The following is a 25,742-nucleotide window of genomic DNA, read 5'->3' on the forward strand; positions in this document are numbered from 1 at the left end:
GCGCCTGAAGTATCTGGCTCACTACCCGGAGCCGCTGCAGGCGCAGGTGCGCCCGCTGGCCGAGGCCGGACGACTTGGCGAGGCACTGCAGCGGCGCTTTCCCCAGGCGCACGACGTCCGCACCGACGGTGCGCTGTACGACTACACCCAGTCGCTCAAGAGCGAATTCATGCGCAACGCGCAGCCGCTGTCCAAGGTGCTCTACGACAGCAAGCTGCACGTGGTGCGCCATGCCCTGGGCACGCACACCACCGTGTCGCGGGTGCAGGGCCAAAAGCTCAAGGCGCGGCACGAGATCCGCGTGGCCAGCCTGTTTCGCGAAGTGCCGCTCGAGTGGCTGCGCATGATCGTCGTGCACGAACTGGCGCACTTGAAGGTGCGCGAGCACGACAAAGCCTTCTACGCCCTGTGCACGCACATGGAGCCGGCCTACCACCAGCATGAATTCGACCTGCGGCTGTACATGACGCACCTGGACCTGGGCGGCCAGGCGCTGTGGACGCCGGCTGCCGCCTAGCCGAGGGACTGCAGGCGGCGCAGCGCGTCCTGGTAGCGGGGTGCGGCGGCCATCGCGTCCCAGCCGGGCGCATCGCCCATGGGCAGCAGGGCACGCCGACGGGCATCGCTCGCCGGATCGGGCGACCAGCTGCCATCGCGCAACGCAGCGGCCACGTCATCGAGCATCTGGTCGAGGCCAGCCGCCTTCTCGCCCACGCTCTGGTTGCACAGCATCGGCAGGTCGCAGCCGGCCTTCAGCGCGGCCAGGGCGGCTTCGCCGAAGCTCAGCAGGCGGCCGTCGATGTAGCGACCGGCTTCCATGCTCAGGTCGTCGCTGAAGATGGCGCCGGTGAAGCCCAGGCGCCCGCGCAGAATCGCCTGGAGCCAGCGCGCGGAAAAGCCCGCTGGCAGCGCATCCACCTTGGGGTAGATCACATGCGCCGGCATCACCGCGCTCAGCGAGCCGCCCAGCCACTCGAAGGGCTTCGCATCCTCGCCGAGGATGGCTTTCAGGCCGCGCTGGTCCACCGGGATCGCGACATGCGAATCGGCCTTCACGGACCCGTGACCCGGGAAGTGCTTGCCGCAATTGCCCATGCCCGCCTGCAGCATGCCGTGCATCACGCTCTTGGCGAGCAGTGCGACCACGCGCGGGTCGCGGTGGAAGCTGCGGTCGCCGATCACGCCGCTCTCGCCCCAGTCGAGGTCGAGCACCGGTGCGAAGCTGAAGTCGATGCCGCAGGCGCGCAGTTCGGTGGCCAGCACGTGGCCGGCACTGGTGGCTGCCTGCATGGCCTGCATGGCGTCCTGCATCCACAACTGTCCGAGCCGGCCCATGGCGGGCAGGCGCGTGAAGCCGTCGGTGCGGAAACGCTGCACCCGACCGCCTTCGTGGTCCACGCAGATGAGCAGGTCCGGCCGCAGCGACTTGATCTCGCGGTTGAGTTCGCGCATCTGCACCCGGCTGTGCCAGTTTCGGGTGAAGTGGATCAAGCCGCCCACCAGCGGGTTCGAGAGGCGCCGGCGGTCGTCCGCCGTGAGTTCGGTGCCGGCGATGTCGATGATCAGCGGCGCATGCGGTGCGGTGTTGGAAGTCATGCAGTCAGGAGTTGGCCGGCGGCGGAAGGTCGCGCTCCACCACCACGAAGCTGGCCGCGTAGTCGGTCTCGTCGGTCACCGTCACATGGGCGCGCAGGCCCTGGGCCTCGAACCAGGCCTTGAGTTCGCCGTGCAGAACGATGCGGGGCTTGCCGCTCTTCTCGTTGAGGATCTCGCACAGCCGCCAGCTCATGGGCATGCGCATGCCCATGCCAACTGCCTTGCTGAAGGCTTCCTTGGCCGAGAAGCGGGTGGCCAGATAGCGCACGCCGCGCTGGGGCCAGCGCGCGCTGCGGCTGCGCCAGACGGCCAACTCGTCGTCGCCCAGCACCTTGGTGGCGAATCGATCGCCCTGCCGCTGCAGCGTGGCCGTGATGCGGCGGATGTCGCAGATGTCGGTGCCGATGCCGTAGATCACTTGGCCTCGCCGATGCAGCGCAGGTAGTCGCGTGTGGTGGCGGCGTAGCCCAGCTCCAGCGAATCGGCGATGAAGGCATGGCCGATGGACACCTCGCGAACTTCGGGCACCGCCTTGAGGAACTCCGTCAGGTTGTCGCGGCTGAGGTCATGGCCCGCGTTCACCTCCAGCCCCGAAGCCACCGCCGCCTTGGCGGCGTCCGCATAGAGCTGCAGCACAGCGTCGGCGCGCGAAGTACCGCGCGAGGCGGCAAAGCCTTCGGTATAGAGCTCGACGCGGTCCGCACCGGCGGCCTTGGCACCGGCCATCATGTCGGCGTCCGGGTCCATGAACAGGCTCACGCGCACGCCCAGGGTCTTGCATTCGGCGATCAGGGGCTTCAGGCGCGCGGCATCGTCCGGGAAGGTCCAGCCATGGTCGCTGGTGAACTGGTCCGCGCTGTCTGGCACGAAGGTGGCCTGGGTGGGGCGCAACTCGCGCACGAATTCCATCAGGTTGTGGAAGGGGTTGCCCTCGATGTTGAACTCGGCCTTGGGCCAGTCCTTGGCCAGCAGCGCGGACAGCTCGTGCACGTCCTGGCCGCGGATGTGGCGCTCGTCTGGCCGCGGATGCACCGTGATGCCATGCGCTCCTGCGTCCAGGCAGACGGCGGCCGCGTAGAGCACGCTGGGTATGCCCAGGTGGCGCGTGTTGCGCACCAGGGCGACCTTGTTGAGGTTGACCGACAGGGCGGTGGTGACTGGAGAGCTCATAGGGCTTGAAGGTCTCGCATGAGTTGCCGCGTGCGCAGCGTGGCGACGCCGCAATGGTAGTTGAGCAGCACCCGCAACTGGTTGCGCAGGGCGCTGTTGCCTCCGGGAGGCAGGCCGGCGATGGCGCGCAAGGCGGCGGTGAAGGGCAGGCGCTCGTCCAGTGCGGCTTGCAGGCCCAGCCAGTCGGCGCCCGAGAGCGCCGGCTCCTCGTCCTGGGCCTCGCGCAGACCCGCCTCGGGCACCAGGGCATAGGCCGCCGACGGCAGCACCGGCGCCAGGGTGAGCGTCTGCGCCTCGAGGCTGGGCAGGAAGCCGGTCTCGCGCAGCAGGATCAGCTCGAAGGCCCGCAGTGCGGCCGACTGCGCCGCGGTCTGGGCACCGGCATGCTCGCCGGCCAGCACCTCCACCGCGCCGGCATAGGCCTCGAACAGGGCCGCATGCGGATCGTCGCGCACCAGCAGGCGCATCAGCAGTTCGTTCAGGTAGTAGCCGGAGATGAGCGAGTCGCCGGTGGGCATCACGTGGCCGCCCATCCATTCGGCGGACTTGAGGGTGCGGATCTCGCTGTCGCCGCCGAAGCTCAGGTGCAAGGGCTGCAGCGGCAACAGCACCGGGCGGAAGTTGGAGCTGGGCCGCTTGGCCCCCTTGGCCACCAGCGCGATGCGCCCGTGGTTGCGGGTGAACACTTCCAGGATCAGGCTGGATTCGCTCCAGTCGTAGCGGTGCAGGACGTAAGCCGGCTCGTGCGAGACGCGATGGGTGGCCACTAGCGCCCTGCCCGGCCGCTATTCGTAGCCAAAGGACTTGACCCGCGCCTCGTCGTCGGCCCAGCCGGAACGCACCTTGACCCACAGCTCGATGAACACCTTGGCGTCCATCAGCTTCTCCAGTTCCTGGCGCGTCTCGGTACCGATGCGCTTGATGCGCTCGCCCTTGTCGCCGATCACCATGGCCTTGTGGCCGTCACGCTCCACCACGATGGTGGCGGCGATCTTCAGCAGGCGCTTCTGGCCCTTGCGCTGCGGCGGCTCTTCCTCGAACTTGTCGATGATGACCGTGGAGGTGTAGGGCAGCTCGTCACCGGTCAGGCGGAAGAGCTTCTCGCGCACCGTCTCGCTGGCCAGGAACTTCTCGCTGCGGTCGGTGAGCTCGTCCTGGTCGTACCACCAGTCCTGCTCGGGCAGGTACTTCTCGCAGATGCCCAGCAGGCGCTGGATGTCGGCGGCGTTCTTGGCCGTCATCGGCACGTATTCGGCGAACTGGTGCTCGGTCTGCATCTGCGCCAGCCAGGGCGCCAGCTCGGCGCGGCGGTGCACGTTGTCCAGCTTGTTGGCGATCAAGAGCGTGGGAATGTGCTTGCCCAGCAGCTTCAGCACCCTGGCATCGGCCGGCGTGAAGCTGCCGGCCTCGACCACGAAGAGGATCAGGTCCACGTCCGCCACCGCGCCCAGCACCGTCTTGTTGAGCGAGCGGTTGAGCGCGTTGGCATGCCGCGTCTGGAAGCCGGGCGTGTCGACGAAGACGTACTGCGTGCCCTTGCCGTCGGGCTGCGCCAGCGTGCGCATGCCGGTGATGCGGTGCCGCGTGGTCTGCGCCTTGCGCGAGGTGATGCTGATCTTCTGGCCCACCAGCGCGTTGAGCAGCGTGGACTTGCCCACGTTGGGCTTGCCGACGATGGCGATCAGGCCGCAGCGCCGGCCGGGCACCGGGGGGCCGCCGGGCAACGCCGGCATGGGGGGAATCGCCGCGTCCGGGGATGGCGGCGGCGTGTCGTTGGAATCCTGGTTCATTTGCTTCTCTGGTGCATTGCCTTCAGGCGGATGAGCATGGCGGCCGCGGCCGCCTGCTCGCCGGCCCGGCGCGATCCGCCGATGCCGCGCTCGGTCCAGCCGTTCTCGGCCACCTCGCACTCCACCTCGAAGGTCTGCTTGTGCGCGGCCCCCAGTGTGGCCGCCACCCGGTAGACGGGCAACTTCATTTTGTGACCCTGCAGCCATTCCTGCAGTTCGGTCTTGGGGTCCTTGGAGGCGGCTTCCATCCGCGGATTGATTTCTACCGCCTGATAGAGCCGGTGCACCAGCGCCTGCGCGGCCGCGTAGCCGGCGTCGAGGTACACGGCGCCGATCACCGCCTCCAGCGCATCGGCCAGGATGGAGGGGCGGTTGGCACCGCCGGAACGCGATTCGCCCTCGCCCAGGCGCAGCAGCGGCGACAAGGCCAGCTTCACCGCCAGCTGGTGCAGGGTGTCCTGCTTGACCAGGTTGGCGCGCACGCGCGACAGATCGCCTTCCGGCAGGTCCGCCAGGCGGGTGAAAAGGAGATGCGAAACCGCGAGATTCAGCACCGAGTCGCCCAGGAATTCCAGGCGCTCGTTGTGATCGGCGGAAAAGCTCCGGTGGGTGAGCGCGCGGGTCAGCAGGCGCTGGTCCGCAAAGCTGTGTTGAAGACGCGCCTGCAGCGCGGCAAGTCCGCTATCCGACACAGCCTGTCATGCGCGCCGAGCCGTCAGCTCGACTGGCCCTTGTATTTAAGCAGCAGGTAGGCCGGGCCGAAGAGGTGGATTTCGCGGTCGTAGGCGAAAGAGACCACGACCTTGTCGCCCACCTTCTGGATATCGAGGTCCTTGCCGGCGACGGACTGGAAGTCGTCGATGGCCTGGGCGCGGTCGAAGATCGCGCGAACCTCGGGCACCGTGGTGCCGTCCTTGGCCTTGTTGGTCGCCTTGAGGATGGCCTGGTATTCGATCAGCGTCGGGATGACCTGCGCCACCACCACGCCCACGCACCCGACCACAACCGCCACGAACAGCAGGCCGATGAACGAGATGCCACGCTGCCCAGCCGGGCGGCTCCACCGCTTAACCCTCATGACTACCCTCGTTTTTTTGAACGCTTATTGGAACGAGCCAATGCGTTTGAAATTGCCGAAGTTCATCCAGATGAAGAACGCTCTTCCGACGATGTTCTCATCCGGGACGAAGCCCCAATAGCGCGAGTCCAGCGAGTTGTCGCGGTTGTCACCCATCATGAAATAGTGACCCGCGGGAACTTTGCAAACCACGCCTTCAATACTGTAACGGCAATTGTCACGATTCGGGAACTCTGCAATCTCGACCTCGGACAAACCAGCACGGCGGCTCTCGTCATTGAGAATTTTGTGTTCTTTTCCGCCGAGGTCTTCGCTGAATTGCTTGAGGTAGCGCATGCTCTCCTCGTCGAAATAATCCGGAATGGCCGTCTTGGTCACCGGCTTGCCGTTGATGGTGAGCTGCTTGTTCAGGTAAGCCACCTCGTCGCCCGGCAGGCCGACCACGCGCTTGATGTAGTCCATGCTCGGCTTGGGCGGATAGCGGAACACCATCACGTCGCCACGCGCGGGCGGCGTGCCGTCGGTGATCTTGGTGTTGATCACCGGCAGGCGCAGGCCGTAGGTGAACTTGTTGACCAGGATCAGGTCGCCGGTAAGCAGCGTCGGCATCATCGAACCCGACGGAATCTTGAACGGCTCGACGATGAAGGAGCGCAGCAGGAACACGGCCAGGATCACCGGGAACAGGCCCGCGGTCCAGTCCAGCCACCAGGGCTGCATCAGCAGGCGCTCGCGCGCCTTCGGGTCCACCGTGTCGACCTGCGTGATGCCCTGCTTCGCCAGATCGGACTGGCGCTGCGACAGCGAGCTCTCGAGCGCATGCGCCGCCTGGCGCCGGCGCGGCAGGAAATAGAAGCGCTCCGCCACCCAGTACAGCCCGGTCACCAGCGTGGCGAGAAACAGCAGCAGCGAGAAATTGCCTTCGACCGCGCCGAAATACCAGGCACCGATATAGCCGGCAAAGGCCGCGAGGATGAGGGAAGTGAGAAAAGGCATTTGTTCTTAGTCTTCGACTTGCAGGATGGCGAGGAAGGCCTCCTGGGGCACCTCGACCGAGCCGATCTGTTTCATTCGCTTCTTGCCCGCCTTCTGCTTTTCCAGGAGCTTCTTCTTGCGGGTGATGTCGCCGCCGTAGCACTTGGCGAGCACGTTCTTGCGAAGCGCCTTGATTGTCTCACGCGCAATGATGTTGACCCCGATCGCTGCCTGGATGGCAACGTCGAACATCTGGCGCGAAATGATCTCGCGCATCTTCGACACCACCGCCCGGCCGCGGTATTGCGACTGGCTGCGGTGCACGATGATCGACAGCGCATCGACCTTCTCGCCGTTGAGCAGGATGTCGACCTTCACCACGTCCGATGCCCGGTACTCCTTGAATTCGTAGTCCATGGAGGCATAGCCGCGGCTCACCGACTTCAGCTTGTCGAAGAAGTCCAGCACGATCTCGCCCAGCGGCATCTCATAGGTGAGCATCACCTGCCGGCCGTGGTAGGCCATGTTGATCTGAACGCCGCGCTTCTGGTTGGCCAGCGTCATCACCGCACCCACGTACTCCTGCGGCATGTACAGGTGCACCGTGACGATGGGCTCGCGAATCTCGGCCATGCGGCCGACGTCGGGCATCTTGGACGGGTTCTCCACCATGAGAACTTCGCCATCGTTCTTCATCACCTGGTAGACAACGCTGGGCGCGGTGGTGATGAGGTCCTGGTCGAATTCGCGCTCCAGGCGCTCCTGCACGATCTCCATGTGCAGGAGGCCCAGGAAACCGCAGCGGAAGCCGAAGCCCAGCGCCTGGCTCACTTCGGGTTCGTACTGCAGCGAAGCGTCGTTGAGCTTGAGCTTTTCCAGCGCATCGCGCAGCGCGTCGTACTCGCTGGCCTCGGTCGGGTACAGGCCGGCGAAGACCTGCGGCTGGATTTCCTTGAAGCCCGGCAGCGGCTCGGTGGACGTGAATGCCGCACCGCCGCTGCCCTGCTTGATCTGGGTGACGGTGTCGCCCACCTTCGCGGCCTGCAGTTCCTTGATGCCGGCGATGATGTAGCCCACCTCGCCCGCCTCCAGCGAATTGCGCGACTCGTTCGCCGGCGTGAAGACGCCCAGGTTGTCGGCGTTGTAGCTCGCGCCGCTGGCCATCATCTTGATGCGATCGCCCTTGGCCAGGCGGCCGTCGACCACGCGCACCAGCATCACCACGCCCACGTAGGCGTCGAACCAGCTGTCGATGATCATCGCGCGCAGAGCGCCTTCGGGATTGCCGCGCGGCGCCGGCACCTTCGCGACCACGGCCTCGAGGATTTCGTCGATGCCCATGCCGGTCTTCGCGGAACACGGAATCGCGTCGGTCGCATCGATGCCGATCACGTCCTCGATCTCGGCCTTCGCGTTGTCGGGATCGGCTTGCGGCAGATCCATCTTGTTGAGCACCGGCAGCACTTCCACACCGAGGTCGAGCGCGGTGTAGCAGTTGGCCACCGTCTGTGCTTCCACACCTTGGCTCGCATCGACGACGAGCAGCGCGCCTTCGCATGCAGACAGCGAGCGCGACACTTCATAAGAGAAGTCGACGTGCCCCGGTGTGTCGATGAGATTGAGGTTGTAGACCTTGCCGTCGCGTGCCTTGTAGTGCAGCGCAGCGGTCTGTGCCTTGATGGTTATCCCACGCTCTTTCTCGATGTCCATCGAGTCGAGGACCTGCGCTTCCATCTCGCGATCCGCGAGTCCGCCGCAGCGTTGGATCAAGCGATCGGCGAGCGTCGACTTGCCGTGGTCGATGTGCGCAATGATCGAAAAATTTCTGATGTGATTCATCAACGGGGACGCTTAAGTACTTGAATTGCCTCGTGCACGCGAGCAACAGGCAAGAAAAAAGGGCGCGTCCTCTGAGAGACGCGCCCTGAACCAACAAGCAATGGCAACTGCAGTAGTTGGAGCTTCATTGTAGGCAAAAAGGGGGGCGCGTACAGCCGAGCGGACCGGCCAAAAGGCTCGTTGCGGGTCAGCAACATGAAACTTATCAACAGCTTGTCAACAAATGCTGTGGGCTATGGTTTGGACAACTTGTGGGCGATCTGTGGAGCGCCGGTGGACTGTCACAAGCCATCCCGCATCGTGAACAAGAGCCTTCGGCTTATGCATAGGAACCTGCTGGAGCGCCCGCGTATTCTATCAAATCGGGTTGTTAGCCCTTTGGTAAGTTAGTGTGCGCAAACTAACTAACGCGAAAAACTGGCTGAAGAATATTTTTCTGGAGCGTGTTCATTTGGCCAAAAAGGGCCCCAAACCCGACTAGCGGCTGGGGCCACTTGACGACCGCCCGCTCTTCAGCGGGCAGGACGCACCAAGGCGTACTGGGCCCAGTCGCCCCGGCGGAACAGCATGCTGATGGGCTTGGACTTGTCCGCCTTGCCCAGGGCGTTGTCGAACTCCTTCACGCTGGCGATCTCCGTATTGCCCACGGCGAGGATCACATCTCCCTCGCGCAGGCCGGCGCGGGCCGCGGCCTCGTTGGCCGACTCGACCTTCACGCCGCCCTTGAGCTTGAGTTCGCGCTTCTGCGCATCGGTGAGCTCGCTCACCGCCAGGCCCAGCGAGCGCGCCGCCACCGAGGCCGAGGCCTTGGGTGCGGGCTCCTCACGCTCGGCCGCGATCTTCGGCGCCTTGTCGGGCTCGATCTCGGCAATGGTCACGTTCAGGTCGCGCGATGCCCCGCGGCGGAACACGGTGACCACGCTCTTCGTGCCGGGCTTGGTGTTGCCCACCAGGCGCGGCAGGTCGCTCGGACGGTCGATGGCCTTGCCGTCGAACTTGGTGATGATGTCGCCGGCCTCGATGCCCGCCTTCTCGCCGGGCGAGCCGGTTTCCACGCTGCGCACCAGTGCGCCTGCGGGCTTGCCCAGGCCGATGGACTCGGCCACGTCCTTGGTGACCTGGTCGATCTGCACGCCGATGCGTCCGCGCGAGACGCGGCCGCTGGTACGCAGCTGCTCGGCCACGCGCCACGCCTCGTCGATCGGGATCGAGAAGGAGATGCCCATGAAGCCGCCCGAGCGCGAGTAGATCTGGCTGTTGATGCCCACCACCTCGCCGCGCATGTTGATCAGCGGGCCGCCCGAATTGCCGGGGTTGATGGCCACGTCGGTCTGGATGAAGGGCAGGTAGTCGCCGGTGTCGCGCTGCTTGGCGCTGACGATGCCGGCCGTCACGGTGTTCTCCAGGCCGAAGGGCGAGCCGATGGCCATCACCCATTCGCCCACGCGCAGCTTGGACACGTCGCCCACCTTCACCGCGGGCAGGCCGGTGGCGTCGATCTTGACCACGGCCACATCGGTGCGCTTGTCCGAGCCGACGATGCGTGCCTTGAACTCGCGCTTGTCGGGCAGCGTGACCAGCACCTCGGAAGCGTCCTCCACGACGTGCGCATTCGTCATCACGTAGCCGTCGGGCGTGAGGATGAAGCCGGAGCCGACGCCGCGCGGGCGCTCCTCTTCCTGCGGCGAGGGTCGGTTGGGCCGGGGTCCGGAACGTGGCGCACCGGGCATGGGCTGGCCGAAGAAGCGGCGGAAGAATTCCTGCATCTCCTCGTCCATCTCCGGATTGCCGCCGCGCTGGCTCACACGCTCGATGGTGCGGATGTTGACCACCGACGGCCCCACCTGGTCCACCAGGTCGGTGAAGTCCGGCAGCGTGCGCGAGGCCGTCTGCGCCTGCACGGGCGTTGCGGGCACCAGGCCCAGCATGGCACCCAAGGCCAGCCCCGCCGCCATGGCATAGGCGCGAAGCTCTTTTCCCTCAGCTTTGAACAGCATCATCATCGAATGGCTTTCCCAGGAATTAAGAAAGAAGCAATAGCAAGTCAGCACTATGAACCCGAACGGGCGCAATGGTTCAGCCTGATGGCGCTCTCCTACGCCTTATCGCGTGGGCTGGCGCGTCAGGTTCTGGGCGAAGGCTTCGAGCGTGCGCGCGGGCACTTCGCCCACCGCAGTGAGCCACCAGTCGCCCGCCGGGTCGGCGATGCGCCGCGTGAGGGTGTAGGTGGCGCCCAGCGCCATCGTGCCTTCCTGCGCATCGCGCTTGGCGTCGAAAGGCTCCAGGAACAGCGACACCGTGGCCAGGCCGTCGGAGAAGGTCCATTGCAGGGTGCGCTCAGAACCGGCGATCGCGCGGCGGTTGCAACTCATCGGCTTGAAGCCGGGCACGGGGTTCTTCAGCGCCCAGCCTTCGGCCTGGGCCGTGGTGCGCTCCACCTGCGACTTCTCCATCCGGTAGCCGGCGGTGCTGCCCATCATCTGCGACAGGGCCTGCACCTTCACGGGGGCATCCAGCTGCAGTTCGGAGAAGGCCGACTGCTCCACCACCTTGCCGTCGCTGTCCACGGTCTGCAGCTTGGTGAGCAGGCCGGTGCGCTTTTCGGTCCAGACGCGGTAGCCGAAGCGCAGCTGGTCGCGCGGCATCAGCTGGATCACGTCGGTGTCGAAGCCGGCCACGCGGCCCTTGCCGACCACCTTGACGGTGTAGAAGTCGGCGATGGCGGAGTCGGGCACGCCCAGCAGGTTGGGAAAAAGCTCGGAGTTCTCGCGCTTCTCGCTCTTGATCACGCGCTGGTCGGGCAGGAAGGTGAGCACCTGCTCGTTGCGGCGGAAAGTGGTGCGCGGCGGTCCGGAGAGCACGTCGACGCGCTCGATCTGCAGATCGCCTTCGCACGCGTGCCAGATGCGCGCGCTCGACAGGTTGCCGGCCGCCACGGTCACCACGAAAGTGCCCACGTAGGCATGGCTGCGGGCCGCGCCATGCATGCGCTTGAGCCACTCGACCACGCTCAGGTTCGAGCTCTCGTCAGGGCCGCCGCTCGACGCGGAAGGCGTGGACGCCGCCGGCGGTGCGGGTTGCGCCGTCGCGATCTGGGCCATGCAAAGCAGGACCAGGGCCGGCAGGAAAAGCGAAACGGAGCGGCGCGTGGAAATCGTCATCGGTCCTGGGCTGAAGTTCAGCGCGACTGCCCTTCGAAGGTGGCGTTGCGCAGGAAGCCCGAGGGCATGTGCGAGGCGCCGCCAGCCTGCTGGTGCGCTTCGAGCAGCGCATCCAGGCGCGGATCGCGAAGCATCACCTGGGGCACGGGGTTGTTGCCCACCAGCACGCGGGTGGCCGTGGTGGCCTGCGGCGCGGCGGCCGGTTCGACGGCCGAAGCCAGCACCGGCCCCGCGGCAATGCCTTGCTGCTGCACGCCGGGCACGCTCGACTGCTGGGCGACGTGCGGGCCGGCCGAGCCCGGCATCAGGGTGCTGCTCCAGTTCCAGCCGATGGCGGCGGCGGCAGCCACCGAGGCGATGCCGGCCACGAGCTTCCACCGGAACACCGGCTCGTTGGCCGCTTCCGCCCGGATGTGGGCCACGGGCTCTGCCACGGCCACCGGCGCGCTCGACAGACGGCCTTCGGCCGCCAGGCGCTCGCGGAACCGACCCAGGAAGGCCGAAGCGTTCTGGCAGGCGACATGCTCGCCCGTGCGCAGCACATCGCCCACCACGTGGTAGGCGTGCCAGGTGGCACGCAGTTCTTCCTGGCCACAGACCTGCTCGACGGCACGGGCGAAGTCGTCGCCACGCAACTGGCCGTCCACCAATGCCGAGACCTGTTCGCGCAAATTGTCGGAGTCGTTCATTTCGTTCACCTGCTAAGACTTACCAGCGCTTCCCGGACTGGCTGTCCAGGAGCGGTTTGACCCGGGCCGAAATGGCTTCACGGGCCCGGAAGATTCGCGAGCGCACGGTCCCGATGGGGCAGTTCATGACCTCGGCGATCTCTTCATAGCTCAAGCCCTCGATCTCGCGCAGGGTCACCGCCTGCCGCAATTCGTTGGGCAGCGCTTCCATGGCAGCGTTCACAGCGGCCGCGATTTCCTTGGCAGCAAGGATCGTGTCCGGGCTCTCGTCGCTGATTGGTTCATTTCCGGGCCGGTAAGTTTCATCGTCGTCGTCGCTGGAGCGAAAGGCCGCTTCGCTCACCGTCGGGTCGCGCTTCATGTCCACCAGCGCCTTCTTGGCGGTGTTGACGGCGATGCGGTAGAGCCAGGTGTAGAACTGGGCCTCGCCCCGGAACTGATGCAAGGCCCGGTAGGCGCGGATGAAGGTTTCCTGGGCGATGTCCTCGACCAGGTCCACGTCGCGCACCATGCGGCCGATCAGCCGCTCGATGCGCCGCTGGTACTTCAGCACCAGCAGCTCGTAGGCCTTGTCGTCACCCGCGACGGTGCGCTGGACCAGCTGGAAGTCCGCATCCGCGGAATTGGCCGGCGGAGGTGGCGCGGGGGGTGTGATGCTTTCGCTCATGGCTGGACGAGCCCCTCAGGAGGATCCTGCTGGGGCTGCGCTGCATGCAATGCGCGGCGCAGATCGAGCCAGCGCGCGGGAAGGCATGCGCGGTCCAGCCACAGCCAGGCGGCGCGCCGGCCGGGCTCTTGCAGGCAAACAAGCATCAGTGATTGCAGGTCCAGGTGAATGGTGGCGGTCGCGGCGTGGAAGCTTGCGCGTCCGTTGCACGACCAGTGCTGGCCGTCCCAGCGCAACTCGGCGCCCTCCCCCAGTCGCGACGCATGCCGGGCCGAAACGCCGGCAAGCAGCACCGCGGCAAGCAGCAAGCCCGTGCGCCAGACGAAGGGGCCACTGAACTGGAGCGCCCATGCGCACAGCGCCGCCGCACCCAGCGTCCAGAGAAAGCCGAGAAGGCGCCGCGCCATGCGCGAGCGCCCCACCGGAAAGCTTACCGATGGGGCGCTGTGCATGGATGTTTGCAGATCAAGCCCGCTTGAACACCAGCGTGCCGTTGGTGCCGCCGAAGCCGAAGTTGTTCTTGACCGCGACGTCGATCTTCAGATCGCGCGCCTCATTGGCGCAGTAGTCGAGATCGCACTCCGGATCCTGGTTGAAGATGTTGATGGTGGGCGGGCTCTTCTGATGATGAAGCGCCAGCACCGTGAACACCGACTCGATGCCGCCCGCGCCGCCCAGCAGGTGGCCGGTCATGGACTTGGTCGAGTTCACCACCAGCTTCTTCGCCTGGTCGCCGAAAGCCAGCTTGATGGCGTTCGTCTCGTTGACGTCGCCCAGCGGCGTGGAGGTGCCGTGCGCATTGATGTAGCCCACCTGGTCGGCGTTGACGCCAGCATTGGCCAGCGCGTTGACCATGGAGCGGCGCGGGCCGTCCACGTCGGGCGCGGTCATGTGGTACGCATCGCCGGACATGCCGAAGCCCGAGAGCTCGGCGTAGATCTTGGCGCCGCGCTTCCTGGCGTGCTCGTATTCCTCGAGCACCATCACGCCGGCACCCTCGCCCAGCACGAAGCCGTCGCGGTCCTTGTCCCAGGGGCGCGAAGCCGTCTTGGGATCGTCGTTGCGGGTGCTCAGGGCACGTGCAGCCGCGAAGCCGCCGATGCCCAGGGGGGACACGGTGGATTCGGCGCCGCCCGCGACCATGACGTCCGCATCGCCGTACTCGATCATGCGCGCTGCGATGCCAAGGGCATGCAGGCCGGTCGTGCAGGCGGTGACCACGGCGATGTTCGGGCCCTTGAAGCCGTACTTGATCGACACGTGGCCCGAGATCATGTTGATGATCGACGCAGGCACGAAGAAGGGCGACACGCGGCGCGGGCCGCGGTTGACCAGCTCCGAATGCGTGTTCTCGATCATCGGCAGGCCGCCGATGCCCGAGCCGATGTTGCAGCCGATGCGATCGGCCATCTCGGGGCTCAATGCGTCGCCCGTGGGCAGTCCGCTGTCCTCCACGGCCTGGATGGCCGCGGCGAGGCCGAGATGGATGAAGCGGTCCATGTGGCGCGCTTCCTTCTCGGGAATGAACTTCGAGATGTCGAAGCCCTTGACCTCACCGGCAAACTTGCAGGCGAAGGCACTGGCATCGAAGCTCTGGATGGTGTCGATGCCGGACTGTCCAGCCAACAGGTTGGCCCAGGCTTCCGTGACGGTGTTTCCGACTGGAGCCAGGCAACCCAGCCCGGTCACGACGACGCGGCGTTTGGTCATGCCTGCATACCTTTCTGGGATGAGTGAGACCCGCTGGCGCGGCGCGTCATCCAAAAGGGCAGCGCACCGATGAGCGGAACTCCGGGAGGCCGATCAGGCCTTCTGGTTCTTGGTGGCGTAGTCGACGGCGTTCTGCACCGTCGTGATCTTCTCGGCGTCTTCGTCCGGGATCTCGATGCCGAATTCGTCTTCGAGCGCCATCACCAGTTCGACCGTGTCCAGAGAGTCCGCGCCGAGGTCGGCCACGAAAGCCTTTTCGTTGGTGACTTGGGACTCTTCCACGCCGAGCTGCTCGGCGATGATTTTCTTGACACGTGCTTCGATATCGCTCATTTGGTTCCCTCTGAGGGTTGTAAGTAACCTGTGGATTTTAGCGGGCCGGGCACATTGTTTTGCCTGACCCGCCGCTTAGTGAAATGGGTGGTCGAACGGGTGGCGGGTGAACGCCTACATGTACATGCCGCCGTTGACGTGCAATTCCTGGCCCGTGACGTAGCCCGCCTGCGGCGACGCGAGGTAGGCCACGGCATGGGCGATGTCGGCCGGCTTGCCCAGGTGGCCCAGCGGGATCTGCGTGAGCAGCGCCTGCTGTTGGGCCTCGGGCAGCGAGGACGTCATGTCGGTGGCGATGAAGCCAGGCGCCACGCAGTTGACCGTGATGTTGCGGCTGCCCAGCTCCCGGGCCAGTGCGCGGGTCATGCCCGCCACCCCGGCCTTGGCGGCCGCGTAGTTGGCCTGGCCGGGGTTGCCGGAAGCGCCCACCACGCTGGTGATGCTGATGATGCGGCCGTAGCGCTGCTTCATCATCGGGCGGATCACGGCGCGCGAGAGGCGGAACACCGCCTTCAGGTTGGTGTCCAGCACCGCGTCCCAGTCCTCGTCCTTCAGGCGCATGGCCAGCGTGTCGCGGGTGATGCCGGCGTTGTTGACCAGCACATGCAGGGCGCCGTGCTCCTTCACGATGGCGTCGATCAGCGCGTCGGTCGCGGCGGCATCGTTCACGTTGAGCACTTGGCCCTGGCCGCCGTGGGCCGACAGCGCCGCGCCGATGGAAGCAGCGCCTTCGGCCGTCGTGCCGGTGCCGATCACCTTGAGGCCGCGCTGCGCCAGCTCGAGCGCGATGGCTGCGCCGATGCCGCGGGTGGCGCCGGTCACCAGGGCCACCTGGCCTTCGAATGCAATGGAATCGCTCATGTCGCTCTTGCTCAAGCCAGTTGTTGTTTCACTTCGGCCAGCGAGGCCGGATCGTAGATGGCACCCGATGCCAGATCGGGGGCGATGCGCTTGGCCATGCCGGCCAGCACCTTGCCCGGACCGCATTCGATCACGGCCGCGACGCCGCGCGCCTGCAGGGCCTGCACCGTCTCGACCCAGCGCACCGGGCCGGCGGCCTGGCGCACCAGCGCCTCGCGGATGCGATCGCCGTCGCTCTCGACCGCCACGTCGATGTTGTTGACCACCGGGATCTGGGGCGCGGCAAAGCTCACCTCGGCCAGCCTGGCGCGCAGCGCGTCGGCAGCAGGCTTCATCAGGCTCGAATGGAAAGGCGCCGATACCGGCAGCGGCAGTGCGCGCTTGGCGCCGCTGGCCTTGAGCATCTCGCAGGCCTTCTCGACGGCGGCCTTGCTGCCGGCGATCACGGTCTGCATCGGATCGTTGAAGTTGACGGCCTCGACCACCTCGGGCGAACCGGCGCCGAAGGTGGCGGTGGCTTCGGCACAGCCGGCGATGACCTTGGCCGCGTCCATGCCGAGGATGGCGGCCATGGCGCCGGCACCCACCGGCACGGCCTGCTGCATGGCCTGGGCGCGAAAGCGAACCAGCGGCGCGGCCTGCGCCAGCGTGAGGACACCGGAGGCGACCAGCGCCGAGTACTCGCCCAGCGAATGGCCGGCGACCACCGACGGCGTCTCGCCGCCCTCGGCCAGCCAGGCGCGCCAGGCAGCGACGGCAGCCACCAGCATCACCGGCTGCGTATTGGTGGTGAGTGCGAGCGCTTCCTTCGGGCCTTCATGGATCAGCTTGGCGACGTCCTCGCCCAGTGCATCGGAAGCTTCTGCCAGCGTCTCGCGCACGACGGCGTGGTCGCCCCAGGCGTCCAGCATGCCAACCGATTGCGAACCCTGGCCCGGGAATACGAAGGCGGATGATTTCATTGTTCTGTTCTGTCTCCTGCAGTGACGCGCGGCCCGTGGGTCGGGCCGGCGCGCCCTACATATTCAATAGGACGGCGCCCCAGGTGAAGCCGCCACCCACGCCCTCGAGCATGACGGTGTCGCCTTTCTTCACCTTGCCGCTGCGCACGGCGTCGTCGAGCGCCAGCGGAATGGAGGCTGCCGAGGTGTTGCCGTGCTCGTGCACGGTCACGATCAGCTTCTCACGGTCCAGCTTCAGCTTCTTGGCCGTGCCTTCCATGATGCGGATGTTGGCCTGGTGCGGAATCAGCCAGTCGATGTCCGCGTCGGTCTTGCCGGCCTTGGCCAGCGTGGCGCGGGCGGCTTCTTCCAGCACGCGCACCGCCAGCTTGAAGACGGCCTGGCCGTCCATGTGCAGCAAGGGCGTGCCGCTGACCTGGCCGCCGGAGACATGGCCGGGCACGCACAGGATGCCGACGTGCTTGCCGTCCGCGTGCAGGTCGCTGGCCAGGATGCCGGGAGTCTCGCTGGCTTCCAGCACCACGGCGCCGGCGCCGTCGCCGAACAGCACGCAGGTGGTGCGGTCGTTGAAATCCAGGATGCGGGAGAAAACCTCGGCGCCCACCACCAGCGCGCACTTGGCGCTGCCGGTGCGGATCATGGCGTCGGCCACCGTCAGGGCGTAGACGAAACCGCTGCAGACGGCCTGCACGTCGAAGGCCGGGCAGCCGGCGATGCCGAGCTTGTTCTGCAGGATCGCCGCGGACGACGGAAACACCATGTCCGGCGTTGACGTGGCCACGATGATCAGGTCGACCTCTTCCGCCTTGCGTCCGGCGGATTCGAGGGCGTGCCTGGCGGCCTCGAAGCCCAGGTCGCTGCTCGTCACCTCGGGGGCGGCGAAATGGCGGGCACGGATGCCGGTCCGCTCAATGATCCATTGGTCGGAGGTCTCGATCCCGCGCTGCGCCAATTCGCGCGCCAGATCGTCGTTGGTCACCCGGCGCGGCGGCAGGTAGCTGCCCGTTCCGGTAATTCTTGAATATGAAGCCATCAGACTTGAAGTGCCGCCGACTCGGCCGGCGCCGCGGACTCTCTACGCGCAAGAAGCGGTGCGGCGTGCGCGATGCGGGCTCGAACGCGGTCGAGCAGATTGTTGCGAGCGGCATCATAAGCGCGATCCAGCGCGTACCCGAAAGCCATCTCGTCAGCAGACCCATGGCTCTTGAACACCAAGCCGCGCAGGCCCAGCAGCGCCGCGCCGTTGTAGCGCCGATGATCCAGCCGACTCTTAAAGGACTTCAGGACCGGATAGGCGGCAATGGCAGCAAGTTTAGTGAAGATGCTGCGCGAAAACTCCATGCGAATGAACTCGCCAATCATCGACGCAACGCCCTCGCTCGCCTTGAGTGCAACATTTCCGACAAAACCGTCACATACAACGATGTCGGTCGTGCCCTTGTAGATGTCGTTGCCCTCCACGTTGCCGAAGAAGTTCAGATCTTGCGAATTGGCAGCCGTACGCAGCAGTTGCGACGCTTTTTTTATTGTTTCGCTGCCCTTGATGGCTTCTTCGCCGATGTTGAGCAAGCCGACCGATGGCGACTCGTTTCCGGTCAACGCCGATACCAGCGCCGACCCCAGAACCGCAAACTGAAGGAGGTCTTCGGCGTCGCAATCGACGTTGGCACCCAGGTCCAGCACCGTGGTGGCGCCCCCCTTGACGTTCGGCAGTTGTGGCGCGATGGCGGGGCGGTCGATGCCGTCCAGGGTCTTGAGCAGATAGCGCGCAATGGCCATCAGCGCACCGGTGTTGCCGGCGGACACGGCCGCCTGGGCAGCTCCGTCCTTGACCTGCGCGATGGCCACGCGCATGGAGGAATCCTTCTTCTTGCGCAGGGCAATCTCGATTGGATCGTCCATGCCCACCACCTCGCTGGCCTCGACGATTCGGGCGCGGGGGTGGGAGAAGCCGGCCAGTGCGGCAGGCGCGCCCACGAGGATGAGCGAAGCTTGCTCATGGCGCTCCAGAAAGGACCTGCAGGCGGGCAGCGTGACCGAAGCGCCATGGTCACCCCCCATGCAGTCCACCGCCAGGGTGACCGCATCCAGGGGAGCGGAAGCGAATTGGGAGGGCGTAGCCATCAAAACAAAGGCCCGACGCTACAGCAGAAGTAGCCTCGGGCCCGCGCCTGGGAAATGCGAATCAGGCTTCGTTCTTGGTCTTCAGCACCTGGCGACCACGGTAGAAGCCGTTGGGGCTGATGTGGTGACGCAGGTGCGTTTCGCCGGTGGTGGGTTCCACGGCGATGCCGGGCACGTTCAGCGCATTGTGCGAACGGTGCATGCCCCGCTTGGAGGGCGACTTCTTGTTTTGCTGAACGGCCATGATGGCTCCTGGAATCTGGTTGGTTGGCGGGACGCTTTTGCAGAATCGACCCCAGAACACCGAGGACGCCTGCCATTCCCAATTCCAATTCGAATGCCCGACCACGACGGTCACGCTCGAGCAACTGGTTTGGGTTACGCGCGAAGCCCATGATTATAGCCTAGCCAGTGTGCGTAGCGCCAGCCCTTGTTACTCGGCCTTGTCGGAGCGCAATTTGGCCAGTGCGGCAAAGGGATTGACGCGCTCCTTTTCACTCGAATCGAAGTCCGCATCCTGGACGGACAGCGGAAGGTCCTGCGGGCAGACCTCGTGGCGCGGCGTGATGGGCACTTCCATCAGCAGTTCATCCTCGATCAGCTCCAGCAGGTCGAAGTCGCGGCTGGCGACGAGCACATCGTCCTCCAGTTCCTCGTCCAGCGCGGCTGCGCTTTCCTCGTCGGCTGCGAAGCGGAACCAGCGGTCCACCTCGATCGGCGTCTGCACCGGCGTCAGGCAGCGCTGGCAGGTCAGGGGCAGCGTGGCACCGGCGCGCAAGTGGATCCAGGGCTCGGCGCGGCCGCCGGTTTCCTCGCGCTCTTCGCCCTCGGCTTCCCAGTGCACCTGGCGGTCTTCGACGGATTCGACCGCCTCTGCCGCCAGCCGCTTGAACTCAGCCAGTGGGTTGTCGCCGGACAGCTGCCCGCCCGCCTTGGCGAACTCGGCGACATGCAGGTGCTCGGGCACGAAATCTCTCTTCATCGGCAGGAGTCTAATCCGCGTTGGCCGGCAGCATCCGGGACAATCGCGGACATGCAAGAACGCACCGTCATCCTGGCTTCCACCTCGCGCTACCGGCGCGAACTGATGAACCGGCTCAAGCTCCCCTTCGAAGTGCATTCGCCCGAGGTCGACGAGACGCCCCTGCCCGGTGAAACGCCCAGCGCGCTGGCCCAGCGCCTGGCGCTGGCGAAGGCGCAGGCCGTGGCGCAGCGCTTCCCGCAGGCGGTGGTGATCGGCTCCGACCAGGTGGCCGACCTGCATGGCGAGTCACTGGGCAAGCCCGGCACCCACCACCGCGCGGTCGAGCAGTTGCGCCGCATGCGCGGCCAGACGCTGATCTTCCAGACCGCGGTGGCCGTGGTGTGCCAGGCCACCGGTTTCCAGCAGCAGGACATCGCCCCGGTGCGCGTGGTCTTCCGCGACCTGGGCGACGCCGCCATCGAGGCCTACCTGCAAGCCGAGCAGCCCTTCGACTGCGCCGGCAGCGCCAAGAGCGAGGGCCTGGGCATCGCCCTGCTGGAAGCCATCGACAGCGACGACCCGAGCGCCCTGGTGGGCCTGCCGCTGATCCGCACCTGCAGGATGCTGCGTGCCGCCGGAGTGAGCCTGCTTTGACGGAGGCGACGACGAAGCGCGGCGCGCTCTACCTGGTGCCCGCGCCACTGGATTTCGGCTGTGAGCCGCAGCCGCCGGTGGAGCAGTCGGTGCCCCTGGGCACCCTGCAGGCAGCCGCCGCGATCACCCACTGGATCTGCGAGAACGCCAAGTCGGCGCGCGCCTACCTGAAGCGCGTCGACGCGGTCACCCCGCTGGCCGCGCCCCTGCAGGCGCAGCAGATCCAGGAACTGCCACGAGAAGTCCACAAGAAGGGCGACCACGGCGGCCAGTTCGACGCCCGACCGCTGCTCGCCCCTGCCCTCGCAGGCAACGACATGGGCCTGCTCAGCGAAGCGGGGATGCCGGCTGTGGCGGACCCGGGCTCTTCCGTGGTGCGGGCGGCCCATGAACTGGGGCTGCGCGTGGTGCCGCTGAGCGGGCCGGTGTCGCTGCTGCTGGCACTGGCCGCCAGCGGCCTCAACGGCCAGAACTTCGCCTTCGTGGGATACCTGCCGCAGGACGCGGCGGAACGCACGCAGCGCATCCGCGAGCTGGAAGCGCTGGCCCTGCGCACCGGCCAGACGCAGCTCTTCATCGAGACGCCCTACCGCAACGCCGCTCTCACGCAAGCCCTGCTGCAGGCGCTTCAGCACAACACTCGCCTGTCCATCGCCCGCGGCCTGACGCTGGCAGCCGCCGACGTGCGCTCCAACACGGTCAAGGGCTGGCGCGCCACGCCCGCGGTGGCAGCCGACGAGCGCGCGCCGGCTGTCTTCGCCATCGGACGCTGATGTCTTCCGCAAGCACGGCCGTCCATCCCATCTACGCCGCCACCCGCTGGGCCTCGCGCACGCAGTTCTTCTGCTCGGGCTTCATCTTCGCCACCTGGGGCGTGCACATTCCCACTGTCAAGGCGCACTATGGCGTGGACGAGGCGCAGCTGGGCTTCGCCTTGCTGGCTGCCGGCATCGGCGCGCTGCTGGGCCTCACGCGCGCCGGCGCCTGGATCGGCCGGCGCGGCGCCAGGGCGATGGCCGGGCTCACCGGCGTCGTCTACGCCCTGATGCTGGCCGGGCTGCTGGTGATGCCCGGCTACGCCGCGCTGCTTGGACTCCTGGCGGTGTTCGGCGTAGTCACCAGCGTATTCGACGTCGCCATCAACACCGAGGCAGCGCAACTCGAGTTGCAGGACGGCCGTCCGCTGATGAGCGGCATGCACGGCATGTTCAGCCTGGGCGGCATGGTGGGCGCGCTGACCGGCGGCATGGCCCTGGGCGCCGGCATGGGTGCGCAGTGGCACCTGCTGCTGGTGGCGTTGGCCATGGCCGGCGCGATCGGCTTCGCCACCACGCGCATGCTGCCGCGCGATGCCACGGCCTCGGCCGGCGGCGACCACGCATTCCGTCTCCCGCGTGGAGCCCTGGCGGTCCTGGGTGCGTTGGCCGCCCTGGGGCTGATCGCCGAAGGGGCGATCTACGACTGGAGCGTGCTTTACCTGCAGCAGGAACTGGGCAGCCCGCAGGAACAGGCGGCCCTGGCCTACGCCAGCTTCTCCGCGGCGATGGCGGCGACCCGCTTCGCCGGCGACGCGCTGCGCGCCCGCTTCACGCCCCGTACGCTGCTGCGCGCCAGCGCCTTGCTGGCGGCCGCGTCGATGACGCTGGCCTTGCTGGCGAAACAACCCTGGATCGCGCTGGCAGCCTTTGCCGGCGTGGGGATGGGCTTTGCCAACATCGTGCCCATCCTGTTTGCCGCTGCGGCGCGCCTGCCGGGCGTCGCGCCATCGCAAGGCATCGCGGCGGTGGCGGCGGCCGCGTACCTGGGCTTCATGGCCGGACCGCCGGTGATCGGTTTCGTGGCCAAGCTGCACACACTGACGGCAGCGCTGTACCTGGTGGTGCTGTTCGCCGTGGTCCTGGCCGTGTTCGCGCGCCACGGGGGCGCAACCCGGCCAGGGGACTGAGAAGGAAAGTCCTCAGCGGACGGAGGGCGCCATGCGCGAGGCGGCGCGCACCGTGGCCTCGCCCATGGCGGCGCCGAAGCGCTTGGCCAGTTTCTCGGCCACGTTCTCGCGGCGGGTGTAGTCGACCAGTTCCTCGGCCTTGACGATGTCGCGGGCGACGAAGTCCACACTGCCGATCTGGTCGGCCAGGCCGATCTCCACCGCCTGCTGGCCGGTCCAGAACAGGCCGCTGAACAGGCCCGGCGTCTGCAGCTTGAGGCGGTCGCCGCGGCCGGCCTTCACCACGTTGATGAACTGCGCGTGGATCTGGTCGAGCATCTGCTGCGCATGGGCGCGCTGGGCGTCGCTCACCGGGCTGAAGGGGTCGAGGAAGCCCTTGTTCTCGCCCGAGGTGAGCAGGCGGCGCTCCACGCCCACCTTCTCCATCACGCCGGTGAAGCCGAAGCCGTCCATGAGCACGCCGATGCTGCCCACCAGACTGGCCTTGTCGACGAAGATCTTGTCGGTGGCCGAGGCGATGTAGTAGGCGGCCGAGGCGCAGGTCTCTTCCACCACCGCGTAGACGGGCTTGTTGTACTTGGCACGCATGCGCTTGATCTCGTCGGCCACGATACCGGCCTGCACCGGACTGCCGCCGGGCGAGTTGATCAGCAGCACGACGGCCTTGGCGCCGTCGTCCTCGAAGGCGGACTTCATGGCCGAGGAGATGAACTCGGCGCTGGCGTCGGCACCTTCGGCGATCTCGCCCTTGATCTCGACCACCGCGGTGTGGGCGGTGGACTTCACCGCCGCGGGCTGCGCGCGCGAGAAGGCCAGCCAGCCGATGGTGATGAAGAAGACCAGCCAGGCCAGGCGCACGAAGGTCTTCCAGCGGCGCGCGGCCCGCTGCTCGTTGAGGGCGGCAAAGGCCAGTTTCTCGAGCGTGGCGCGCTCCCAGCCGGCGGGCTGGTCCTTGGGACTGGCGGAGACTGCGGCGCGCGCCGGGGGACGTTCGAAGGGTTCGAAACCTTCGGGTTCCGTGCGGGTGGGTTCGGTCATTGGGGGGCTTCTAGAAAACCAGAGGTTTCAGGTTCCAGTCAGTATGCCAGCGCACCACGCCGTCGTCCTCGCTCAGGGCGATCTTCACCAGGCCGCCGCGGCAGGGGCCGCCGGCGCATTCGCCGGTGTCGGGCTTGTAGACCGCGCCATGGGTGGCGCACAAAAGCCACTGGCCGGTGTCGTCGAAGAAGCGGTCGGGCTGGTAGTCCATCTCCATCGCCACGTGCGTGCAGCGGTTGAGGAAGGCATGGACGGCGCCCTCGAAGCGGATGGCGAAGGCCCGGCAGCTCAACCCCGCGTGCACCACGTCGAAGGACACGGCCCGGCCGCCCTCGACCAGGTCGGCGGAATTGCACAGCGGGATCCGTTCGTCCATGCCTTCGATTTCAGCCGTTTTCCAGCAACCACGCCTGCAGACCGGCCACCGAATGCGCCACGTACAGGGGCTCCAGCGCGCCGAAGCTGTCGATCGGGTGCGCGCCGTAGCTCACGGCCACGCTGGGGCAGCCGGCGTTGCGGGCCAACTGCAGGTCGTGGGTCGTGTCGCCGATCATCAAGGTGCGCTCGGGCGAGGTGCCCTGCTCTTCCATCAACTCGAGCAGCATGCGTGGATGCGGCTTGCCCAAGGTCTCGTCGGCCGTGCGCGAGCCATCGAAGCGGCCCTGCAGGGCGGTGGTGGCCAAGGCGGCGTTGAGCCCGGAGCGCGACTTGCCTGTCGCCACCGCCAGCTTGTATCCGCGGCCGCGCAGCACATCCAGCAGAGGCAGCACGCCATCGAAGAGCACCAGGTCGTCATGGTGGCGCAGGTAGTGGTGGCGGTAGCGCGAGCCCAGTTCGGGGTACTTGTCGCGCGGAACGTCGGGCGCGACGCGCGCCAGGGCCTCGCCCAGGCCCAGGCCGATGACCCAGGCGGCATCGGTGTCACTGGGACGCGCGCCACCCACGTCGACCACCGCCGCCTGGATGCAGCGCACGATGATCTGGGTGGAGTCGTACAGCGTGCCGTCCCAGTCGAAGGCGATGAGGTCGAAGCGGCGGTCGGAGGAAGAAGAGGAAGCGATGGTCATGGATGCGTCGAAAGGCTGTCGCGGGTGGCGGCGGGCAGCACGCCGGCCAGGTCGTCGGGCAGCCCGGCCTGCAGCGCCATGCGCCGGCCGTCCGCCGGATGGTTGAACTGCAGGCGCCAGGCGTGCAGGAACATGCGCTTGAGCCCCTGCTTCTGCAGGAGCCGGTTGCGGGCGTAGTCGCCGTACTTCTCGTCGCCGGCGATGGGATGCCCGCTGGAGGCCAGGTGCACCCGGATCTGGTGGGTGCGGCCGGTCTTGATGGTGACGGCCAGCAGCGACATCGGCGCGGCCTCGCCCGGCAGCGTGAAGCGATCCAGCACCTTCACCAGGGTGACGGCCTTCATGGCGTCCGGATGGTCCTTGGGCACCACCCGCACCCGGCGCTCGCCCTCCCCGCCCGACACGTCGCCGGCCGGCAAGAGGTAGCGCGCCAGCGGCGAATCGATCACCTTCTTGTTGGCAGGCCATTCGCCCAGCACCAGCGCCAGGTAGGTCTTGCCGGTCTCGCGCTCGCGGAACTGGTCCTGCAAATTGGTGAGGGCGCTGCGCTTCCTGGCCACCAGGAGGATGCCGGAGGTTTCCCGGTCCAGCCGGTGCACCAGTTCCAGGAAGCGGGCCGTGGGCCGGGCGGCGCGCAGCTGCTCGATCACGCCGAAGCTCACGCCGCTGCCGCCATGCACCGCCACTCCGGCCGGCTTGTCGATGGCCAGGACGGCGTCGTCTTCGTGCAACACGGTGAAAACCCGTGCCGGCGCGGGCTTGGCGGACGCCTCGGGGGCCGAACTGGCGCTGGTCCGGGTGGGCGGCAGGCGCACCACGTCGCCCTCCTCGACACGCGTTTCGGCCTGGGCGCGGCCCTTGTTCACCCGCACCTCGCCAGAGCGGATGATCCGGTAGACGTGGGTCTTGGGCACGCCCTTGAGGTGCTTGAACAGGTAGTTGTCCAGCCGCTGACCGGCCGAGCCGTCGTCAACGGTCAGAAACTTGACCGATTCGGCAGGCGCAAGGGCTGGCCCTGTCCCGGGCTCGCGCTTCGCACCTATAATGTTTTTTACCAGCGCGGTCATGTAAGTGCTTGATTAGACGAGAAGTTTAGAGCACCCCCACGGTCCACGCTGA

The 25,742-nt window shown here is 66.8% G+C and carries 30 protein-coding genes; 4 read left to right on the forward strand and 26 right to left on the reverse strand.

What is annotated here, in order from left to right; all coding sequences use genetic code 11:
- Positions 1-4: 4 nt before the first annotated feature.
- Positions 5-517, forward strand: coding sequence for a YgjP-like metallopeptidase domain-containing protein (locus BM345_RS04655; protein WP_093376251.1), 513 nt, complete (start codon positions 5-7; stop codon positions 515-517).
- On the opposite strand, the gene nagZ is transcribed toward BM345_RS04655, so the two are convergent.
- The 22 genes from nagZ to BM345_RS04765 all read right to left on the reverse strand — a co-directional run bounded on the left by nagZ (position 514) and on the right by BM345_RS04765 (position 19,937).
- Positions 514-1,596, reverse strand: a complete 1,083-nt coding sequence (gene nagZ / locus BM345_RS04660) for a beta-N-acetylhexosaminidase (protein WP_093376019.1) — start codon at positions 1,594-1,596, stop codon at positions 514-516. The genes BM345_RS04655 and nagZ overlap by 4 nt on opposite strands.
- Positions 1,597-1,600: 4 nt before the next feature.
- A complete protein-coding gene (gene acpS / locus BM345_RS04665) occupies positions 1,601-2,014 on the reverse strand; it encodes a holo-ACP synthase (RefSeq protein WP_093376021.1) in 414 nt (137 codons plus the stop codon).
- A complete protein-coding gene (locus tag BM345_RS04670) occupies positions 2,011-2,766 on the reverse strand; it encodes a pyridoxine 5'-phosphate synthase (RefSeq protein WP_093376023.1) in 756 nt (251 codons plus the stop codon). The genes acpS and BM345_RS04670 overlap by 4 nt, the downstream gene beginning before the upstream one ends.
- Positions 2,763-3,533, reverse strand: a complete 771-nt coding sequence (gene recO, locus BM345_RS04675) for a DNA repair protein RecO (RefSeq protein WP_093376024.1) — start codon at positions 3,531-3,533, stop codon at positions 2,763-2,765. The genes BM345_RS04670 and recO overlap by 4 nt, the downstream gene beginning before the upstream one ends.
- Positions 3,534-3,551: 18 nt before the next feature.
- On the reverse strand, positions 3,552-4,499 hold the full coding sequence (gene era / locus BM345_RS04680; RefSeq protein ID WP_254789559.1) for a GTPase Era: 948 nt from the start codon (positions 4,497-4,499) through the stop codon (positions 3,552-3,554).
- A gap of 53 nt (positions 4,500-4,552) precedes the next feature.
- Entirely contained in the window at positions 4,553-5,248 is a 696-nt protein-coding gene (rnc, locus tag BM345_RS04685; protein ID WP_093376028.1) for a ribonuclease III, read from the reverse strand.
- A gap of 23 nt (positions 5,249-5,271) precedes the next feature.
- Positions 5,272-5,634 carry a DUF4845 domain-containing protein gene (locus BM345_RS04690; RefSeq protein WP_093376030.1) on the reverse strand — a complete coding sequence of 121 codons (363 nt, stop codon included), beginning with the start codon at positions 5,632-5,634 and terminating at the stop codon, positions 5,272-5,274.
- 24 nt (positions 5,635-5,658) lie between these two features.
- Complete coding sequence (lepB, locus tag BM345_RS04695; protein WP_093376032.1) at positions 5,659-6,630, reverse strand: signal peptidase I; 972 nt, start codon at positions 6,628-6,630, stop codon at positions 5,659-5,661.
- Between the two features lie 6 nt (positions 6,631-6,636).
- Positions 6,637-8,448, reverse strand: a complete 1,812-nt coding sequence (gene lepA, locus BM345_RS04700; protein ID WP_093376034.1) for a translation elongation factor 4 — start codon at positions 8,446-8,448, stop codon at positions 6,637-6,639.
- Between the two features lie 512 nt (positions 8,449-8,960).
- The gene (locus BM345_RS04705) at positions 8,961-10,445 is read right to left on the reverse strand and encodes a DegQ family serine endoprotease (RefSeq protein ID WP_093376252.1); all 1,485 of its coding nucleotides are present in this window, start codon (positions 10,443-10,445) and stop codon (positions 8,961-8,963) included.
- Positions 10,446-10,550: 105 nt separating this feature from the next.
- Positions 10,551-11,609, reverse strand: coding sequence for a MucB/RseB C-terminal domain-containing protein (locus BM345_RS04710; RefSeq protein ID WP_093376036.1), 1,059 nt, complete (start codon positions 11,607-11,609; stop codon positions 10,551-10,553).
- A gap of 17 nt (positions 11,610-11,626) precedes the next feature.
- Positions 11,627-12,298 (reverse strand): sigma-E factor negative regulatory protein, encoded by a 672-nt coding sequence (locus BM345_RS04715; RefSeq protein WP_093376038.1) that lies wholly within the window; start codon positions 12,296-12,298, stop codon positions 11,627-11,629.
- A 19-nt stretch (positions 12,299-12,317) separates the two neighbouring features.
- On the reverse strand, positions 12,318-12,965 hold the full coding sequence (gene rpoE, locus BM345_RS04720) for an RNA polymerase sigma factor RpoE (protein ID WP_093376040.1): 648 nt from the start codon (positions 12,963-12,965) through the stop codon (positions 12,318-12,320).
- Entirely contained in the window at positions 12,962-13,417 is a 456-nt protein-coding gene (locus BM345_RS04725; RefSeq protein ID WP_093376042.1) for a hypothetical protein, read from the reverse strand. Before BM345_RS04725 ends, rpoE begins: the two co-directional genes overlap by 4 nt.
- A gap of 13 nt (positions 13,418-13,430) precedes the next feature.
- Complete coding sequence (gene fabF / locus BM345_RS04730) at positions 13,431-14,675, reverse strand: beta-ketoacyl-ACP synthase II (RefSeq protein ID WP_093376044.1); 1,245 nt, start codon at positions 14,673-14,675, stop codon at positions 13,431-13,433.
- A 93-nt stretch (positions 14,676-14,768) separates the two neighbouring features.
- On the reverse strand, positions 14,769-15,008 hold the full coding sequence (acpP, locus tag BM345_RS04735) for an acyl carrier protein (RefSeq protein WP_007830471.1): 240 nt from the start codon (positions 15,006-15,008) through the stop codon (positions 14,769-14,771).
- Between the two features lie 114 nt (positions 15,009-15,122).
- On the reverse strand, positions 15,123-15,869 hold the full coding sequence (gene fabG, locus BM345_RS04740) for a 3-oxoacyl-ACP reductase FabG (protein ID WP_093376254.1): 747 nt from the start codon (positions 15,867-15,869) through the stop codon (positions 15,123-15,125).
- An 11-nt stretch (positions 15,870-15,880) separates the two neighbouring features.
- Positions 15,881-16,831 (reverse strand): ACP S-malonyltransferase, encoded by a 951-nt coding sequence (fabD, locus tag BM345_RS04745; RefSeq protein WP_093376046.1) that lies wholly within the window; start codon positions 16,829-16,831, stop codon positions 15,881-15,883.
- Between the two features lie 55 nt (positions 16,832-16,886).
- Positions 16,887-17,864 (reverse strand): beta-ketoacyl-ACP synthase III, encoded by a 978-nt coding sequence (locus tag BM345_RS04750; protein WP_093376048.1) that lies wholly within the window; start codon positions 17,862-17,864, stop codon positions 16,887-16,889.
- Positions 17,864-18,955 carry a phosphate acyltransferase PlsX gene (plsX, locus tag BM345_RS04755; protein ID WP_093376050.1) on the reverse strand — a complete coding sequence of 364 codons (1,092 nt, stop codon included), beginning with the start codon at positions 18,953-18,955 and terminating at the stop codon, positions 17,864-17,866. Before plsX ends, BM345_RS04750 begins: the two co-directional genes overlap by 1 nt.
- 61 nt (positions 18,956-19,016) lie before the next feature.
- Positions 19,017-19,199, reverse strand: a complete 183-nt coding sequence (gene rpmF, locus BM345_RS04760) for a 50S ribosomal protein L32 (protein ID WP_093376052.1) — start codon at positions 19,197-19,199, stop codon at positions 19,017-19,019.
- 189 nt (positions 19,200-19,388) lie between these two features.
- On the reverse strand, positions 19,389-19,937 hold the full coding sequence (locus BM345_RS04765) for a YceD family protein (protein WP_093376054.1): 549 nt from the start codon (positions 19,935-19,937) through the stop codon (positions 19,389-19,391).
- A gap of 51 nt (positions 19,938-19,988) precedes the next feature.
- Here BM345_RS04765 and BM345_RS04770 point away from each other — a divergent pair, with 51 nt between their 5' ends.
- From BM345_RS04770 to BM345_RS04780, 3 genes are read left to right on the forward strand one after another with little or no spacing between them, the layout of a single operon-like run.
- Positions 19,989-20,573 carry a Maf family nucleotide pyrophosphatase gene (locus tag BM345_RS04770; RefSeq protein WP_093376056.1) on the forward strand — a complete coding sequence of 195 codons (585 nt, stop codon included), beginning with the start codon at positions 19,989-19,991 and terminating at the stop codon, positions 20,571-20,573.
- Complete coding sequence (locus BM345_RS04775; RefSeq protein WP_093376058.1) at positions 20,570-21,346, forward strand: SAM-dependent methyltransferase; 777 nt, start codon at positions 20,570-20,572, stop codon at positions 21,344-21,346. The genes BM345_RS04770 and BM345_RS04775 overlap by 4 nt, the downstream gene beginning before the upstream one ends.
- Positions 21,346-22,518: an MFS transporter gene (locus tag BM345_RS04780; protein ID WP_093376060.1), complete on the forward strand. Its 1,173-nt coding sequence runs from the start codon at positions 21,346-21,348 to the stop codon at positions 22,516-22,518. The genes BM345_RS04775 and BM345_RS04780 overlap by 1 nt, the downstream gene beginning before the upstream one ends.
- Before the next feature lie 12 nt (positions 22,519-22,530).
- Here the strand turns inward: BM345_RS04780 and BM345_RS04785 are convergent, their stop codons facing one another.
- Genes BM345_RS04785 through BM345_RS04800 form a run of 4 tightly spaced genes read right to left on the reverse strand, consistent with a single transcriptional unit; the run spans position 22,531 to position 25,690 of the window.
- Positions 22,531-23,556: a S49 family peptidase gene (locus BM345_RS04785; RefSeq protein WP_093376062.1), complete on the reverse strand. Its 1,026-nt coding sequence runs from the start codon at positions 23,554-23,556 to the stop codon at positions 22,531-22,533.
- 10 nt (positions 23,557-23,566) lie between these two features.
- Entirely contained in the window at positions 23,567-23,932 is a 366-nt protein-coding gene (locus BM345_RS04790; RefSeq protein WP_093376064.1) for a Rieske (2Fe-2S) protein, read from the reverse strand.
- 10 nt (positions 23,933-23,942) lie between these two features.
- A complete protein-coding gene (locus BM345_RS04795; protein WP_093376066.1) occupies positions 23,943-24,623 on the reverse strand; it encodes an HAD family hydrolase in 681 nt (226 codons plus the stop codon).
- Entirely contained in the window at positions 24,620-25,690 is a 1,071-nt protein-coding gene (locus BM345_RS04800; protein ID WP_093376068.1) for an RluA family pseudouridine synthase, read from the reverse strand. Before BM345_RS04800 ends, BM345_RS04795 begins: the two co-directional genes overlap by 4 nt.
- Positions 25,691-25,742 lie beyond the last annotated feature (52 nt).

The organism is Variovorax sp. OV329 (assembly GCF_900114785.1).
In the GTDB taxonomy this organism is placed as follows: domain Bacteria; phylum Pseudomonadota; class Gammaproteobacteria; order Burkholderiales; family Burkholderiaceae_C; genus Variovorax.